14 protein-coding genes are annotated in these 17,930 nt (G+C 34.3%); 10 read left to right on the top strand and 4 right to left on the bottom strand.

The window, feature by feature from the left end; translation table 11 throughout:
- The 3 genes from JZO69_RS07720 to JZO69_RS07710 form a co-directional block, all read left to right on the top strand.
- The coding region (locus JZO69_RS07720; RefSeq protein ID WP_207112314.1) for an Ig-like domain-containing protein at positions 1 to 1,218 on the top strand (1,218 nt) is incomplete at its 5' end.
- A 245-nt stretch (positions 1,219 to 1,463) separates the two neighbouring features.
- The gene (locus JZO69_RS07715) at positions 1,464 to 2,576 is read left to right on the top strand and encodes a WxLIP family cell surface protein (protein WP_010772614.1); all 1,113 of its coding nucleotides are present in this window, start codon (positions 1,464 to 1,466) and stop codon (positions 2,574 to 2,576) included.
- Between the two features lie 58 nt (positions 2,577 to 2,634).
- The gene (locus tag JZO69_RS07710) at positions 2,635 to 3,330 is read left to right on the top strand and encodes a response regulator transcription factor (RefSeq protein WP_010772613.1); all 696 of its coding nucleotides are present in this window, start codon (positions 2,635 to 2,637) and stop codon (positions 3,328 to 3,330) included.
- A gap of 363 nt (positions 3,331 to 3,693) precedes the next feature.
- Here the strand turns inward: JZO69_RS07710 and JZO69_RS07705 are convergent, their stop codons facing one another.
- Together JZO69_RS07705 and JZO69_RS07700 are read right to left on the bottom strand one after the other, a co-directional pair.
- The gene (locus JZO69_RS07705) at positions 3,694 to 4,119 is read right to left on the bottom strand and encodes a hypothetical protein (RefSeq protein ID WP_207112313.1); all 426 of its coding nucleotides are present in this window, start codon (positions 4,117 to 4,119) and stop codon (positions 3,694 to 3,696) included.
- Between the two features lie 187 nt (positions 4,120 to 4,306).
- Positions 4,307 to 5,596, bottom strand: coding sequence for a BaiN/RdsA family NAD(P)/FAD-dependent oxidoreductase (locus tag JZO69_RS07700; RefSeq protein WP_010772611.1), 1,290 nt, complete (start codon positions 5,594 to 5,596; stop codon positions 4,307 to 4,309).
- Positions 5,597 to 5,734: 138 nt separating this feature from the next.
- On the opposite strand from JZO69_RS07700, the gene gdhA reads away from it, so the two are divergent.
- The 3 genes from gdhA to JZO69_RS07685 all read left to right on the top strand — a co-directional run bounded on the left by gdhA (position 5,735) and on the right by JZO69_RS07685 (position 11,443).
- Positions 5,735 to 7,081, top strand: a complete 1,347-nt coding sequence (gdhA, locus tag JZO69_RS07695; protein WP_207112312.1) for an NADP-specific glutamate dehydrogenase — start codon at positions 5,735 to 5,737, stop codon at positions 7,079 to 7,081.
- A gap of 247 nt (positions 7,082 to 7,328) precedes the next feature.
- Positions 7,329 to 8,678: a glucose-6-phosphate isomerase gene (locus tag JZO69_RS07690; protein ID WP_207112311.1), complete on the top strand. Its 1,350-nt coding sequence runs from the start codon at positions 7,329 to 7,331 to the stop codon at positions 8,676 to 8,678.
- Positions 8,679 to 9,142: 464 nt separating this feature from the next.
- Complete coding sequence (locus JZO69_RS07685; protein ID WP_207112310.1) at positions 9,143 to 11,443, top strand: Ig-like domain-containing protein; 2,301 nt, start codon at positions 9,143 to 9,145, stop codon at positions 11,441 to 11,443.
- A 184-nt stretch (positions 11,444 to 11,627) separates the two neighbouring features.
- Here JZO69_RS07685 and JZO69_RS07680 read toward each other — a convergent pair whose 3' ends face one another.
- Positions 11,628 to 13,100: a helix-turn-helix domain-containing protein gene (locus JZO69_RS07680; RefSeq protein ID WP_207112309.1), complete on the bottom strand. Its 1,473-nt coding sequence runs from the start codon at positions 13,098 to 13,100 to the stop codon at positions 11,628 to 11,630.
- A 246-nt stretch (positions 13,101 to 13,346) separates the two neighbouring features.
- Positions 13,347 to 13,679 (bottom strand): Z-ring associated ZapG family protein, encoded by a 333-nt coding sequence (locus JZO69_RS07675; RefSeq protein ID WP_207112308.1) that lies wholly within the window; start codon positions 13,677 to 13,679, stop codon positions 13,347 to 13,349.
- Between the two features lie 426 nt (positions 13,680 to 14,105).
- On the opposite strand from JZO69_RS07675, the gene JZO69_RS07670 reads away from it, so the two are divergent.
- The 4 genes from JZO69_RS07670 (at position 14,106) to lepB (ending at position 17,789) form a co-directional block, all read left to right on the top strand.
- Positions 14,106 to 14,867, top strand: coding sequence for a (Fe-S)-binding protein (locus tag JZO69_RS07670; protein ID WP_207112307.1), 762 nt, complete (start codon positions 14,106 to 14,108; stop codon positions 14,865 to 14,867).
- Between the two features lie 11 nt (positions 14,868 to 14,878).
- Positions 14,879 to 16,351: a LutB/LldF family L-lactate oxidation iron-sulfur protein gene (locus JZO69_RS07665; protein ID WP_207112306.1), complete on the top strand. Its 1,473-nt coding sequence runs from the start codon at positions 14,879 to 14,881 to the stop codon at positions 16,349 to 16,351.
- Positions 16,344 to 17,075, top strand: a complete 732-nt coding sequence (locus tag JZO69_RS07660; protein WP_207112305.1) for a LutC/YkgG family protein — start codon at positions 16,344 to 16,346, stop codon at positions 17,073 to 17,075. The genes JZO69_RS07665 and JZO69_RS07660 overlap by 8 nt, the downstream gene beginning before the upstream one ends.
- A gap of 168 nt (positions 17,076 to 17,243) precedes the next feature.
- Complete coding sequence (gene lepB, locus JZO69_RS07655) at positions 17,244 to 17,789, top strand: signal peptidase I (protein ID WP_207112304.1); 546 nt, start codon at positions 17,244 to 17,246, stop codon at positions 17,787 to 17,789.
- Positions 17,790 to 17,930 lie beyond the last annotated feature (141 nt).

Here is a 17,930-nt window from a genome sequence, read left to right as displayed (position 1 = left end):
ACTTCTGAAACACGGCAAGTCAAAGATGTCATCCCACCAGAGAAACCGACATTAAATGCAATCAAAGACCAAACAGGAACCATTTCAGGTCAGGCGGAAGCGGGAGCAACGGTCACGATGTATGATAAATCGGATGCAACTGTGTTTTTAACAGGAACAGCTGGGACGGATGGTCAATATTCATTGGTTGTACCAGAAGCTAAAAAACCGTTAGTTCCTTATAAAACGTATTATGTTACTGCAACAGATGCCGCAGGGAATGCCAGCGTTGCTTCTGATTCTCAGGTTGTCGCCGATACCACACCACCAAAAGCTGAAGCGGTGAAACAAGAGTTAACCCTAGGTGATAAGCTGCCTTCTATCGATAAAATGCTTGCGAATGTTTCAGATAATGCTGGAACAGCAGATTTAACTATTAAAATGACGAAAACACCAGATGTTTCTAAAACAGGGTATAAAACGGCTGACATCACATTGACTGATAAAGCAGGAAATGCTCTCGTTGTTGTTGTACCAATCATCGTAAAAGATGCTTTGACATCAATGGATAGTAAAAACCTACTGAAAGCCGATGATTTCTCAGCTTTAGCCATTGATTTACCAGAAACAGCGGCTGAGCAAAAGGCATTTATTTTAAAACACGGAGCAGTTGAGGCGTGGGACTTAGATAAAGGGCAGTTGATCAATGACAAACTTGTCTATAGTCAAGGAAGCCTAAAAAAAGAACCAGGAGTATATTCGATCACGGTTACGCTTGGAAGTTTGACAAGAGTATTTAAAGTAACACTCCTAGAGGGAAGTTTGTCTTTTGATAAAACGATAGACAAACTCACATTTGGAACCCAAACAATTACATCGAAAAAACAGTTTGTGCTTTCAGAAAATAAGTTAAGCCTGTCTATAAATGACACTCGATTTAAAATGAATAAATGGCGTTTGTTAGCAAAGGTCGATCATCCACTGAAAACCAAAGACGGGTTGACTTCAGTGAGTAGTTTAGTCTATCGCTCGTACGAATCAGGTAAGGTTGTGGATAAAAAACTGACCGAATTAAATACTCAGATGTATGAACCAAGCAAATTAAACAACGGTGTTATTCAAGTGGACTTTACGAAAGAAAAAGAAAAAGAAGTGGGGTTGAATATCCTGCCTGGAACTGTTCAGTCAGATAAAGAATATTCCACTCAAATAATATGGACACTTGAAGATGGACCGTAAGAATGAAGAAAAATAAGAAAAATTATTGTTTTGCTGTTTAAAGTAGAAGGGTGTATCTGAAAAAGGGATTAAGTGGAAAATTCAACGTTACAATCCCCAACACTCATTTCCCTATAGAATTAACGCTACTACAAATAACAAAAACAATAAAAACAACCATTGCAGCGATAAGTTGTTGCAATGGTTGGTTCTTACATAAAAAAATAACATATATTCAAACATAAGAAAGTTAGGAGAAATTAGTAATGAATAAACGAATAGCCGCACTGTTACTTTTGATTATAATGATAGGTTGTACCCCTATAAAAGCTTCTGCACAAGTTGGAAAAATGAATGTTTCTATGACAGCAGTAATTCCTGAAAATCAAATTGATAAAACGAAAACTTACTTTGATTTAAAAATGAAGCCAGGGCAAGTTCAAGAATTAGAAGTTTTAATAAATAATCCTTTAGACGAACCAGTGACTGTAGAAAATCACGCCAACACAGCTATTACTAATGATAATGGGATTGTTGACTATAGTAATTCAGAACCGAAGTTAGATGAAACGTTAAAATCACCTTTTTCAGCTATTAGTGAGCTAGAAAAAGAAACAACTATTCCAGCAAAAAGTTCAAAATCATTAAAAGTGAAGGTAACCATGCCAGAAGAAGAATTTGATGGTGTAATATTGGGCGGTCTTTATTTTACTGAAAAAGAAGACAAAACAAAGGAAGAAAAAGAAAACTCAGGAGTACAAATCAGGAATCGCTTAGCGTTTGCGGTTGGTATAATGATTAGAGAAAATGATAATGCAATTAAACCAGATTTGAAATTAGGGAAAATACAACCCTCACAAGTTAATTACAGAAATGTTTTAAAAGCAAATATTCAAAATACGCAGCCCGTAATTATACAGGACATGAAAGTTGATGTCCGTGTAACTAAAAAAGGCAAAAACGAGAGTCTTTTTGAACAGAACAAAACTGGCGTGCGTATGGCACCTAACTCAAATTTTAATTTTGGGATCAGTTGGGCTAACCAAGAGTTTAAACCTGGAACATATACATTGCATATGAATGTGACGAGCGGATCAGATGAATGGAAATGGTCTAAAGACTTTGAAATCAGTAAAAAAGAAGCACAGGAATTGAATGAACAGGCAGTTGAGTTGGAAGTTGACAATACAAAGTGGTACATTATCGGAGGAGTAGCGGGAGCTATAGTATTAATCATCATTACTTTTGTGTTAAGTCAGTATATCAGTAAAAAAAGACGTCAGAAAAGAAAGAGATTAAAAGCTCAAGCTATTAAGAAAAATAGAAAAAAATCTATGACAAAAACAAGTGCTAGAAAAAAACATAAAAAAAATAACTAGTGATATAAGGTAATTTACAGAGCATTTTCAAATTCACTATAAATTAGGAGAGAAATATATGTACAATATAGGTTATTTTTCATTAAGAACACCTCAAAATAATTACTATAAAACATTGGATTTAGATCAACAATGCTCACTTGAACTCATTGATAAAGTTTCTTTAGAGGATTTAGGTGAATTAGATGTTCTTATAATAGAAGAGAGTAAAGAACTCAACTTTACAAATATATGTGAATGGTTGTTAGAAATAAGAAAAATCTCTGATATTTACATTCTTATTCTCGCAGATGTGGATCAAATGATTTTTACTTCTCGCATGGTTTATTTAAAATTAGGAGCAGATGGTATTTTCACTGAGGAAGCGGATGAGATGGATTTGATTGTGAAAAACATTTTGAAACGGTTAAAAAAAGAAACGGTTAAAAAGCGAGAAAATCAATCTTCTTTTGAGATAATACCAGAGAAATCATGTGTATTAGTTAATAAAAAGCAAGAAGTAGATTTGACAAGACAAGAGTTTTTAGCATTAACGATTTTGTATAAAAATAAAAACCAAACAGTTACGTATGAAGATATTTACAAAGGTGTTTGGGCTAAAAATGGCAGTGGGGTTCAAAAAAATCGAGTGTGTAATTTGGTTTCTCATGTGAGAAAAAAGTTTGCTGATTTAAAAAATTCACCTGTTCAAGTAAAAACAATACGTTCTATTGGTTATATTCTAGATACTTCTTTTTCAGAAAAAGAAGTATAAGTTTTTATGATAGAGCGACAGAAAACATTCCCTCGAAGTGATTGAAACTCTGAGAAACTCGTACGTGATCTCATTCACGCCTATTCTGAAGACCGTTAGCCATTTGTTCATAACGGCTATGAACGCAACCTTATCCTTTTTAGGTAGAGGTTGTGTTTTTAATTTATAGTAATAATCTGTATTATGATTCAAAGGTTCCACTTGTTGGTGGAGTCTATTCTAAAGAATTTCTTGTTGTGTTTTACAATGATTTTGGGTGTTCCCGAAGATTCGTTTTTTACCACCGTTTATTCAGATTTTAAGGAGCTGATATATAACTTGAAAAGTTATTGTCCAGCTCCTTAAAATCTTATTCTTGTTTATTTAACTAATTTCCACTCTGGGAACGCTATTCAGTGAATCAGAAGGTTCAAGTTTGAAACTATAAGAATAATAGCGGAATAAAAGATTTAAAATATAAAAAGAAGCGATCTCTGTGGATATAAATCCTTTTAAAGAAGTAATAGAAAAAGTAAGTAAAGAGATTGCTAGAAATAAAATAATAAATAATGAGAATAATTGCTTGATATGATTATTATTTACAATAACTACTTCTTTCGTTTCAGACTCTATTTTTATTGTTTTAGAAAAGTAGAAATAACCCTCTTTAAAACTAAGAACATCGCCATCTTCTACTTCTATCTCTGTTACAATGTTATTAAATAACTTTCCTTGTTTAATCCCATTTTTATAAATAACAAAATGGCGCATGCATCCCCATGGTGTTTGGCGTTTTAAGCTGATGTTCATTATAACCACCTCCTAGGAGTAGTTTCCCATAAATAGAAGAGTATAGAATCGAGCAAAAGACCGATTTATTCTGCCATTTTTATCCTGCTAAAGTCGTAGTTATTTTTTGATTTGTATACTGATAAGAAAAAAGAACGAATACTTGTATTCTAGTTAGTATGTTCGTTCTTTTATAATTATAACCTAATTAGTCTTGCTCTACAGATGGTAAAAAAGTATAGTCGGCTATATTAGCCGCATGTGTGCCTGCAACATGTCCGGTCACAAATGCTGCAGTAACATTATATCCTCCAGTATAACCATTAATGTCAAGTAACTCTCCAGCGAAAAATAATCCATTGACCAATTTACTCTCCATTGTTTTAGGGTGGATTTCTTTCAATGAAATTCCGCCACCAGTTACAAAAGACTTTTCGATCGGAAGTGTTTTTGCAGCATTTATTCTAAAAGACTTTAAGCACTGGACAATTTTATCAAGTTGTTGCTCCGATATTTGTTTTGATTGATAGTCAGAAAGATCAGTTTTGTTCAAGACAAAATCTAATAGTCGTTCAGCAACAAGATTTTTCAGTGAATTTTTTAGTGCTTTTTCGGGTTGCTCTAGAAGTCTCCTTTGGATCTCGTTTTTCAATTCTAATGCTGTTTTTTGAGGGAAAATATCAAGTTGTAAAGTAACAGCTTTATGCTCATTTTTAACTAATTCTTGATTAACAAAGCTTGAACATCTCAGAGCAGCCGGACCCGAGACACCAAAATGAGTAAAAAGAAGATCCATCTGATGTGTCACGATTACTTTCCCTTTGCTATTTAAAACAGAAAGTGCCACATCTTGTAAAGAAAGACCTTGTAACGTTTTTTCTGTAATAAAATCATCATTAGAAACGATTGGCGACTCCGTTGCATACAAAGGGCTGATAGTATGACCTAATCGTTTAGCAAGTTTATATCCGTCTCCTGTCGAGCCTGTGGAAGGATAGGTACGCCCGCCTGTTGTTAAAATGACACAAGGTGCATAGATTTTTTCATGCTCTAAAGCGACTCCGATGATTTGTCCTTCTTTATGTAATACTTTTTCAACTTTTGCTTCTGTGTAAATCGTTACACCCAGTTTTTCCAATTGATTGAATAGAGTTTCAACGATCGTTTTTGAACGATCAGTGACAGGAAACATGCGTCCGTGATCTTCTTCCTTTAAATGGGTACCATTAGATTCGAAAAATTCCATGATATCGTAATTGTTAAATTGTGAAAAAGCGCTATACAAAAACTTTCCATTTCCTGGTATATGCGCAATGATCTCATCAGCAGGACGATTGTTGGTCACATTACAACGACCGCCGCCAGTTAATAAGAGTTTTTTACCTACACGTTTATTTTTTTCTATCAATAAGGTACTGCTTCCGGCTTTTGCCGCAGCAATCGCCGCCATCATGCCACTCGTACCTGCTCCGACGACAATAACATCAAAACATTTCATAAATTCTCCTCCAGTTCAATGGTAGTTTAACACAAATTTGAAAATTTTTTCTAAGTTTTTTTCAATTTACAGTAAAAAGTTGTGGAAATTTTCTGAATTTAGGTTAAAATAGGATTATAACAATGAGAGGGTGATTAAATGGAAGCAAAACAGTACGTGGAAGAGATTCAAAAAAAGATTCATGAAAACGATCGAGGGCAAGTAGAATACTTGCAAGCTGTTGATGAATTTTTACCAACAGTTGAAGTCTTTTTGAAAGAAAATCCAGCATTTGTTGAATCTAATATTTTAGGCGTTCTGATTGAGCCTGAGAGAATTTTACAATTTAGAGTTCCATGGCAAGACGATCAAGGAAATTGGCAAGTCAACCGTGGTTACCGTGTTCAGTATAATTCTGCTATTGGCCCTTATAAAGGCGGCTTACGTTTTCACCCTAGCGTGAATTTAAGTGTGATGAAATTTTTAGCATTTGAACAAATTTTTAAAAATAGTTTAACAGGGTTACCTATTGGTGGCGGTAAAGGTGGTAGTGACTTTGACCCCAAAGGTAAATCAGATGCAGAAGTCATGCGTTTTTGTCAAAGCTTCATGACAGAACTACAAAAACATATTGGACCAAGTACTGATGTACCAGCAGGAGATATTGGTGTTGGTGCAAGAGAGATCGGTTACTTATACGGTATGTATAAACGTTTGAGAAATTATGATGCAGGTGTTTTAACTGGAAAACCGTTAGGATATTGGGGCAGTGAAGCAAGAACTGAAGCAACTGGATATGGTTGCGTTTATTTTGTTAAGCATTTGTTGAATGACTTAAATGATTCTTTTAAAGGGAAAAAAGTTGTTGTTTCAGGTAGTGGAAATGTATCGATTTATGCAATGGAAAAAGCCAAAGAATTAGGTGCCAGTGTTCTAACTTGTTCTGATTCTAATGGATTTATTTACGATCCCAATGGTATCGATGTTGAATTAGTGAAAGAATTAAAAGAAAAAAATCGTGAGCGTATTTCTAAATATGTGGAAACTCATTCAGATGCTACGTATTATGACGGTCAATCCGTTTGGGATTTTGAAGTTGCTTACGATATTGCTTTACCTTGTGCAACTCAAAATGAGATCAATGAAAAACAGGCGGAAATTTTAGTGAAAAATGGAGGCAAAATTGTAGCGGAAGGCGCCAATATGCCGTGTACGTTGGATGCTGTTGAAGTGCTAGATAAAGCGGGGGTATTGTATTGTCCTGGTAAAGCTGCAAATGCTGGTGGTGTAGCTGTTTCCGCATTAGAAATGAGCCAAAATTCAGAACGCTTATCTTGGTCATTTGAAAAAGTTGATGGTATGCTTGACGACATCATGAAAAACATTTATGAAACATGTCGTGATACAGCTAATAAATATGATGCCGCAAATAATTTTGTTTTAGGTGCTAACATTGCTGGTTTTGAAAAAGTAGCACGAGCTATGTTAAGTCAAGGATTAGTCTAGTTTAAAATAAGTAAGAATGAAGAATGATAATGAGGGATTTAATCATAATCATTCTTCATTTTTTCGGTTCTGCTTTTATTCTGTATAGACCAATTCTGCTGAGAAATAGTTAGATTTGTGCTGTAAATAAGTCTTTTTAACTGATTTAAAATAAAATTGGTACAGACAATCATAATTTGCTTGAAAAAAGCATGAAAAGAACGTAAAGTAGTGAGTGTATTAAGTTTAATTTCAAGGAGGAGAAGGAATGTCACACATTCAATTTGATTATTCCAATTTGACACCATTTGTTGCTGATCATGAATTGGAATACATGCAGACACAAGTGACTGCAGTAGACAAAGCATTAAGAGAAGGAACTGGGGCTGGAAGTGATTTTACTGGTTGGATTGATTTGCCAGAAAATTATGATAAAGACGAATTTGCTCGTATAAAAAAAGCGGCTGAAAAAATTCAATCTGATTCAGAGGTTTTAGTTGTGATTGGTATTGGTGGTTCTTACTTAGGTGCAAGAGCAGCAATCGAATTTTTACATCATTCATTTAATAATCTATTACCAGCAGATGAACGAAAAGCACCACAAGTTTTCTTTGCTGGAAACAGTATCAGTTCAACTTATTTAGCTGATTTGATCAATGTTATTGGTGATCGTGACTTCTCAGTAAATGTGATTTCTAAATCAGGTACAACGACAGAACCTGCAATCGCATTTAGAGTATTTAAAGAATTATTGATCAAAAAATATGGTAAAGAAGAAGCGAACAAGCGTATTTATGCTACAACTGACCGTGAGAAAGGTGCTGTGAAAGTTGAAGCGGATGCTGAAGGTTGGGAAACATTTGTGATTCCTGATGATGTCGGTGGACGTTTCACGGTATTGACGCCAGTTGGGTTATTACCGATTGCAGTTAGCGGGGGAGATATTGATGCCTTGATGACAGGTGCCAATGATGCGCGCAAAGAATATGCATCAACAACTGATTTAAGTAAAAACCAAGCCTATCAATACGCTGCGTTGAGAAATATCTTATATCGTAAAGGCAAAACAACTGAAATGTTGATCAACTATGAACCAGGAATGCATTACTTCTCTGAGTGGTGGAAACAATTGTTTGGTGAATCAGAAGGAAAAGATCAAAAGGGAATTTTCCCCGCAGCAGCAGATTTTTCTACTGACTTACATTCAATGGGACAATACGTTCAAGATGGCATGCGTAATTTATTTGAAACGGTTGTTAAAGTTGAGACACCACGTCATGTGGTTTCGATCCCAGAACTTAGTGAAGATTTAGACGGACTAGGATACTTGCAAGGAAAAGAAATAGACTTTGTAAATACAAAAGCTTTTGAAGGTACTTTGCTTGCGCATACAGATGGCGGTGTACCAAATATGATCGTTAAAATTCCTGCAATGGATGCTTATTCATTAGGTTATGTTATGTACTTCTTTGAAATAGCTGTTGGTATCTCAGGTTATTTGAACGGTGTGAATCCATTTGACCAAGAAGGTGTAGAAGCCTACAAGAAAAATATGTTCGCGCTTCTGGGCAAACCAGGCTTTGAAGGCTTAGCCAAAGAATTGAATGCACGTTTGTGAAATTGGAACAAGTAGAGACAAAACTGTTGAGTTAGGAAGTAATCAACTTTCAGTGTTTAAATGCCTAGCATTAGATGGAATACAAAGAAGCGAATAATAGCGAATATTGTTTTGATTATTTACATTTAGAGAGAGAATGGGGCAGAAGCTTATTTCCGAAGGGATTGCTTCTGCTTCCACCGTTTATTCGAATTTAGGGTGTGAAACAAAAGTGAATTTTACTTTTGTTCCACACTCTTTTTTTGTCGGAAAAATTACTGTTGTTCTTTTCTAAAAAGAATGGTTACCCTTGTGAACGCTTTGATTTTATTTGTGAAATATCCGTTATTCTCCTATCTAGAACAATAAATGAACCAGTAATGGAGTTTAATATTAGGAATGGTCAGTGTAAGATAGTCTTATAGATGTTTCTACAATATGTAAAGTATGTTTTATCTGTGGTTCTGAAAAACAAAGAGGAGGGAATGGGAATTAAAAAGAAAGAAAAACTGATTCTACTTTTATTGTTGCTAGTGTTCTTAGGGGCGCTCTTTTATCAAAAAATTCTAAAAAATTCAAACGAAATAAAAGCAAGTGGAGATATGAAAACCACTGCCACCAATTTATTAAAACAAGAAAATTGGAATGGATACTACAACTATGGTGGAAAAACGGTGGCAATGGGCAAGCTAAAACCTGAAGATAATATAAAAGTAAAAGATGACGGTTATGGGAAGCTTATTGTGTCATATAGCAATGTTTCCTTGACTAAATCTCAAAGAGAAAAGCAGACAATCTTCGTTGAGCAAACATTCCAAACTACTCCGAACAACTACTATGTTTTTAAAACAAGGGTGTCTGGTGGGGATATGAGTGCTGCAGGGATTGAGGCAGGTATAAAAATCGATAATAACGAAAAGCCATTAGGTCTATTTGTAATGGAAGGTAAGCCCAAAGTGGTTAATCTCTTTTTTAAGGCAAAATCTACTCAAAGTAAACTAAGCCTCTATAATTATGGCGATGTAACTCCTTATAAACTAAGTTTGGGGAATATTTCTTTTACCACCCCTAGTGTATATGACGCTACAGAGGAACTTAATGAGTTCACTGCACTGATTAATGATTTATTTACGGATGAAACTCAAACAGCGATTAAGCTAAAGGTAACCCAAACAAGCATTGATGAGTTGCGTATAAAATTCAATGAAGTTAAAGAGGTGTTTACAACAACTGAATCCGATACTTTTGACAATAATTTGAAAAAAGCTCAAACACTGTTAGATGCTGTAAATATAAACTTGACACCGGAAAAATTGGTAACAGATCATGAAGATCCACATAGTAATACTATCATCGGTAAAACATTTCCCAATGCTTTTCTGAATTTTTCAGGTAGTACATTAATACCTGCTGCACAGATCGATTCACCAGTAAATGGAGACACTGGCAAATACCATATTCAAGCAGATAACCAAGGGAACTTTCGTTATGCTCTTCCCACTGGAAGTTATTTCACTTATGGGGAAAAGATAACCATTTTAAGTACAATTCATGGTAAAGTGATTTCTAAGACAGTTTCAGTTTTAGATGAAACGCCACCAGAACAACCAAGTTTGAATGATTTAAAAGATGCAAGTACGATATTTTCAGGTAATGCAGAAAAAAATTCGACGGTCAAAGTTTATGATAACGAAACTAATAGTTTATTTTTAGAAGGCAAAGCCAATGCAGATGATACGTATTCATTGAGTATTCCAACAACAAAACAACCTTTGGTACCCTACAAAAACTATTACGTTATAGCTACTGATGCTGCTGGGAATAGTAGTAAAAAGTCTCTGGTCCAAACTGTAGCAGATACCACTCCACCAAAAGCGGAACCAGTTAATCAAGTTATACAATTAGGAGATCCGTTACCAGATATTTCTAAGATGTACAAAGGACTTTATGATAACGCTGGAGCCGATTCGGTAGAAGTGGTCTTAACCAAACAACCTGATATCACTAAAGTAGGTGTGGCTCAAGGAGAGCTTACGTTAACTGATACGGCCAAAAATACAACAATCATTAAAGTATTGTTTTTTGTAAAAGATTCTCAAACTATCATGAATGATAACTATATGTTTCATGTTGCGGATTTTTCAGCGTTGGCCATTGATTTTCCAGAAAAAGTAGAAGAGCGGCCAAAATTTTTATTAAAATACGCAAAGGCTGAACTTTGGGATGTCAAAACTGGAGAAAATAAAACAGATCAGATTATGATTAATCAAGGAACGATCGATAAGAAACCTGGAATATATGACATTATTTTTAGTTTTGGAACTTTTAAGAAAACAGTGACAGCAACTTTACTAGAAGGGACTATAGGCTTTAGTCATGTAGATTCGAACATCTCATTTGGTGAGCAAACAATTAATTCGAAAAAACAGTTTGTTTCAACTCAAGATTCCTTAAACCTAATAATTGAAGATACGCGGTATGTAATGGGAAATTGGCGGATTGTTACGAAATTAAGCCAGCCGTTACAAACGAATCAAGGAAATCAAACGGCGAGTACGTTAGTTCTTCAAACAACTGATGCTGCTGGCAATCAAATAAGAAAACGCTTGAGTGATAAAAAAACTACTGAATTTTATTACAATAAAAATGCGGTAAATGGTCAACTATCATTTATGCTAGGAAAATCAGAACAACAACAAATTTTATTGAATGTTTTACCAGGTACAGTACTTGCAAATAAAGAATACTCATCTAGTATTATGTGGATAATAGAAAATGCACCATAACAGTATGATTTAATAAAATTGTCTTTATTTTCACTAATAATAATGAAGTCGCATTAAAAATAAAGGAGCCAGTAACAAAAAACTGAAAATCAGTTTTTTGTTACTGGCTCAAAATTTATATAAACAGTTTGTTTTTCGAAGTGTATTCCTGTGCTATCTCGTTTTTCTCTGTTAGAGGTAAGGGCTAATAAAAGGTTGATTTAGCTTTAAAAAATAAAGTTTGAATACAAGTGAATAGTTCATGCCAAGTTTGTTCATTATAAACATCTGAAATGTAAAAAAATTTCTGGTTATTTTTTTTTTCACGATCTTCGAAGCAGTCAATGATTACAAGATCGGCTTTTTCTAAGCAATCAGTATAGTGAATAGCTCTTGGATTGAAAAGCATGTGTAATTTATTTTCTATATAAACTGACCCAAGAGAGTTTCTAGAATACTTTATATAAATAGATAAAGTAGGACATAAGAAAGTTTCTGTTAAAATGGTTAACAAGATACAGATGCCAAAATCAGAATGAGTAGGTAAGGGGAAATCTGGATTTTCCTCTCGAAATTTCTTATAAAAGTGATTAACTTTTGGATTATCTTTAATAGAAAGTTTTGTCTCCATATTTTCTATAAATGCCGTTCTAAAAAACTGTATAGGGCTAATTGAAAAATACGTTGCTTGAATCATACCAATCAACAAAGAATAAAAGAGAGTTGTTTTTTGCTCTTTATTCATAGAAAAATCCTTATAAAAATATTTTTCATATTCTTCAATTAGTAAGTCGCAGGCGCTGATTAGAGGCAAGCTTCTAGGAAATGAATCATAGAGTCTATATTTATCCTGTAGCGTATCAATTTCAGAAATATAACATCTTGCCAGTAAATTAAAAAATAAAATCTCATCTTCAGTGGCCAAAAATGGTTCTACAAGTTTTGAAATAGCGTTAGTAGTTGCAAAATGCTTTGATAACTCTTTGATTTTTTTGGGTAAACGAATGGGATGATTATCTTGTCTAACCATAAAAAGACCAACCATGAACTCCAAACGTTTGATTACTGAGTCGGAATAATTCTTTTGTAATACGCCAAAGTCAACATTTTCCGAAAAGTGCTTCATATTTTGAAAATCATATGGCCAAGCGATCCCACGATAAACACTCCAAAAAAAATAAAAATTGAGCATACGGATATATTTTTCTTTTCCTTCAAAATTAGTAGTAGGATTGAAAACTATTTTTAAAGGATATCTTTCTAGTTCAATATTTAAAATGTTAATATTTTTATAAAGGTGAGGAGGACTTATATATAATTTTTCAGCTAAATCTTCTACAGAATTATAATGGTTTAAAAGGAGTTCTAAAAAAATTTTAAATTGTAAGGATTCTTCAAAGTAACTAAGTCGTAATTGAATAATTAGATAATCCATGTCGTGGGCTGAATGATTTCGAATCACATAACCACCAACATTTCGTATTAATAGTATATGTTTGAGGGTTTTGTTATTCTTAATATCTATTGATAATTCTTGAAAATATCGTTTTAAGGTACTGATAGAGACACCAAGAAAATTTTGTAAATAGGAGAAAGATATTTCTTCATTCTCTCTATATAATAATTCTGTAAAAAGTTGGATTTTTTTTTTACTTTTTTCATTTAATAAAATCTCCATTTCATCACTCCTGTTACCTTTTTCCAAATTATAGAAATAGAATGATTTAAAGTCAAATTTTATGGGTGCTATCACATATAACAATAGTTATTTATTTTTTTAATACAAAATATATATTAAAAAAATAAGCGTTTGAGAAATAATTAAAGGAATTATTTCTCAAACACTTTAAAATCAAAATCACGATGGATAAACGTAGCATTTTTATTCTTGATACTAGGTCGGTTCGTGCTCTCTTTTTGCTTTTTACTCAAACTTATTGTCTTTAGGATAAGGTAAAACATGAAGTGAGTCATCAACTTCATCAATGTCCACATCCTGTTGGGGATCATTTCTATCTGACTGTTGTCTAAAGTCAGTTTCTTGATTTATTTTAAATGAAGTTGAATGCTGTGAACGCCGAGATAACTCATTGTTATTTTGAGCTAGCAAATGTTTTGAAGCTTCTTGTGCCTGTTGCACATTTTTATGGCGTGAATGTTGTTTATTTCCTCCAGTAAAAGTCAAGTAAATAATAGCAACAATCATGATAATCGTTAATATAATTAAGCCTATAAACATACCAAATGTTATGAACATGATAAATAACCTCCCTTACAACTCATACTCTTTTACAGTTTATCAAATGTTTCTTGTCCAGTCATCTATTTTTCTTTATTATTTCTACTCAATTGTTAAATCTGTCAAAAATTATTTGCTAGTTTAATAAAATATATACTAGCTAAAGGGTTACCTTGTATTTACTTTTTTTATTTCATGGTGTCAATTTCCTAATGAAGTATGCGAAAAAGCATAAGGAAATGAATTGATAAATAGAAGAAATACTGATAAAATTATCTTTGTACAATAAACGTTACAAAATGATTTTGATTCTAAGTTGTATGATAATGGTCTTGTGGTTGTCTGTTACTTTTTGTAAAAGTGAATATATAAGCCAACGTTATTTTTGACTGTATAGATGACTAATTCTCCCTTTTCGTACAACTTTTACGAGGAGGGCTTTTTTTGAAGGTAAGTATTTTTTCTACATGTGTTGTTGATTTGCTTTTTCCGAATGTAGGGCAAGCAATGGTGGAGGTTTTGGAACGTTTAGGTTGTGAGACATCTTTCCCAGATAATCAAACCTGCTGCGGACAGCCAACCTATAATAGTGGCTATGTTGAAGAGAGCTATGCTACATTGAAAAATCAAATCGACTGTTTTGAAGAGGCAGAATACGTAGTCGGACCGGCTGGCTCATGTGTGGGGATGTTAAGAGAATATCAACATTTTTTAAAGAACGATCCCGTTTATGGACCGAAAGCTGAAGCTTTAGCGGCTAAATCATTTGAATTTAGTCAATTTTTGTATCGCGTTTTAGGTGTTACGGATGTTGGAGCGACGCTAAAAGCTAAAGCGACTTATCACCGTTCATGCCATATGACAAGAATTTTAAAAGAGCGAGAGGCGCCGTTTATCTTGTTAGACCATGTGGCTGGTTTAGAGATGATTCCTTTAAATCATATCGAAAACTGTTGTGGATTCGGTGGTACTTTTTCAGTAAAAATGCCTGAGATATCTGAACAAATGGTTACAGAAAAAATGAACGATGTACTTGATACAGAGGCTGAAGTTTTAATTAGTGCAGATATGGGCTGCCTAATGAATATTGGTGGGAAATTCAATCGAGAAGGCAAGCCAATTAAAATCATGCATATCGCAGAAGTTTTAAACCAACAGGTAGATCAGACACGTATGGACCAACCAAAAACAATGACAGTCATCTAGGAGGAAACAGTGTGGGATTAACAACTAGCTCAAAACCATTTAAAGAACGATTAGAAGATAGTAAAAAAGATAGCTTTATGCAAAAAGCGGTGGCGAAAGCCCAAGATGATCAATGGATCAAACGTGAAGGGGCTAGAGTAGAATTAGGAAATTGGGAACAGTGGCGTGAATTGGGTGAGCAAATCAGACAACATACGATAGCTTATTTACCAGACTATTTAGAACAGTTTAGTGACAAAGTAGCAGAACAAGGTGGGAAAGTCTTTTTCGCTAAAACAGCAGAAGAAGCAAGAGCGTATGTAAAGCAAGTCGTTTTAGATAAAAATGCCAAAAAAGTTGTTAAATCAAAATCTATGGTAACGACTGAGGTTGATATTGATCCAATGTTATTGGAGTTGAATGGTGTAAGTGTCATGGAAACAGATTTAGCCGAATTTATTCTCCAAATGGATGATTGGGACGAACCCTCCCATATTGTTTTCCCTAGTATTCACAAAAACCGTGAACAAATTCGTCAAGTATTTGAAAAGAAATTAGGTTATAAAGGAAATAACGATCCAGTTAACTTGGCCCGATGCGCTCGGGAGGTCATGCGAAAATTTTTCTTAGAAGCAGAAGTTGGCATTACAGGCTGTAATTTTGCAATTGCGGACAGTGGTATGATCAATTTAGATACGAATGAGGGAAACGCAGATTTGACGATCAGTATTCCAAAAACCCAAATTGTTTTGATGGGAATGGAGCGGATCGTTCCAAGTATGAAAGAAGCAGAAGTGCTGGATAATCTCTTGGCTAGAAGTGCAGTCGGTCAAAGCTTAACAACTTACGTGACTTTTGCTGGTATCAAAAATGAAGATGAATCTGATGGTCCAGAAGAGTTTCATGTTGTGATCTTAGATAATGGACGCTCAAATGCTCTAGGAACTGCTTTTCAACCTGTCCTTCAATGTATTCGCTGTGGTTCATGTTTAAATGTTTGTCCAGTGTATCGTCATATTGGCGGTCATGGTTATGGCTCTATTTATCCTGGCCCAATTGGTGCTGTTTTATCTCCTGTTTTAGGTGGATACAAACAGTTTGGCGATCTGCCTTATGCGTCTAGTCTATGTGGCGCTTGTACAGATACTTGTCCTGTGAAAATTCCTTTGCATGAGCTATTGATTGAGCATCGAAGAGTGATGACAAATGAGTTGAAAATGCAGCATGGTTTCGATGATTTCCAAATGCGGGTCGTGGGTAAAGCCACAGCTACTCCAAGTTTATTTAAAATGGCCATGAAGGTAGATCATGCAGGACTTGCACCATTGAGTAAGAAAAACAAAATTACAGTAGATAATATGTTCCAATATGGCGGTTTTGTATCAAAAGGGCCTGGTCTTGTTAAAGGTTGGACCGATGTTAGGGATTTACCACGTCCGCCAAAAAGCTCAGAGAATTTTAGAAGTTGGTACAAAAAGCATAAAGCAGGTGAAAAAAATGACTAATATCGATACTCAGAATAGAGAATCGTTTCTAAACAATCTAACTGAAAAATTAGGAATAGAACGGCAAAATGTAGCGGAGCATCCATTTTACCCAATCAATGATTTGCCTGCAACAACACTTCAAGATAAGTCATCAAAAGAGCTTTTAGAGATTGCTAAAAAAAGAGTAGAAAAGATTAATACTAATCTTGTAGAAACAACAAAAGCGCAATTAAAAGATACCATCGATCAGTTAACCAAAGAATTAGGTCAAGGGAAGATTTTATTGCCAATCGATGAAAGATTTGCAGAATATGGATTGGAACAATTTTCTAAAGAACATCGCTTGGAGTCAGCAGATGACCAGCTAATGTTTTGGGAAAAAGGCGCAGAACAAAGAGAAACGAATATCGCTAATGCCGAACGCGCCAATATTGCCATTGCTTTTGCAGAATTTTTATTAGCAGAATCAGGTTCAATCGTTGTTGAAACAAATGCTGGACAAGGTCGTTCGCTACATTTTTTACCGCAACATTATATTTCAATCATCCCAATGAGCAAAATTGTTCCTCGTTCTACACAAGCTGCAGCTTATTATGCAAAAAAACAAGAAAAAGGGGAAAAAGTCGGTTCAGCGATTCACTTTATTTCAGGTCCTTCAAACTCCGGTGATATTGAAATGCAATTAGTTGTGGGCTTACATGGACCATTAGCTGTTTATTATATTGTTGTAACAGACATGTAAGTATTAAAGTGGTTCCAATTCATTTTTTCATGGAATAGCTTATTGAAGAGTATTTTGTTTAACGTCTTAATTATTAAGATATCCATTAAAAAGTTAGGTAAAAAGAAAAGAATCCTGTAGAAATTTCATTGTCTGTGGTAAACTATAGAAAGCAAGTTTTTTGGAGGAATGAGTTTGAAATCTAAAGAGTTATTACATACAATATTATTTTTTATTGGATTAGCAGCACTATTATTTTTATTGAGACAATTTGTTTTTACACCTGTTGTAGTAAAAGGTCATTCGATGGACCCGACATTAGCTGATGGTGAACGAGTGATTGCCTTGAAAAATACGGAAATCAAACGTTTTGATATCGTAACATTTCCAGCACCAGACGAACCTAAAAAGAATTATATCAAGCGTGTAATTGGTTTGCCAGGTGATACTATTGAATATAAAGATGATATTTTATATATCAATAACAAAGAAGTAAAAGAACCTTATTTGGATAAGTTTAAAGGTGAAGTGACAGATGGTTTACCGCTAACACTTGATTTTACGCTGAACGAAGTGACTGGTGAGCAGAAAGTACCAGAAGGTGAGTACTTTGTGATGGGTGATAACCGTCGGAATTCCAAAGATGGTCGAATGATCGGATTTATTAGTCATGATAAAATATTAGGTGACGTTAAATTTGTCTTGTGGCCGCTAAATCGTTTTGGAACAATTTAAATAAGTGACAATTAAATACAAAGCAACTAGCTTATATAAGAAAGTTCTCTTTTAATTAAGAGGCTTTTTTTTGTTGGATAGTAAAAGCTATATTTGTGGCTGATTTATGATAAACTAAGAGCATGAGAAAATTGATAAAGG

The sequence above is a fragment of the Candidatus Enterococcus ikei genome (assembly GCF_017316105.1).
Taxonomy (GTDB): Bacteria; Bacillota; Bacilli; order Lactobacillales; family Enterococcaceae; genus Enterococcus_L; species Enterococcus_L ikei.
This window is presented reverse-complemented; position numbering and strand designations above follow the sequence as displayed.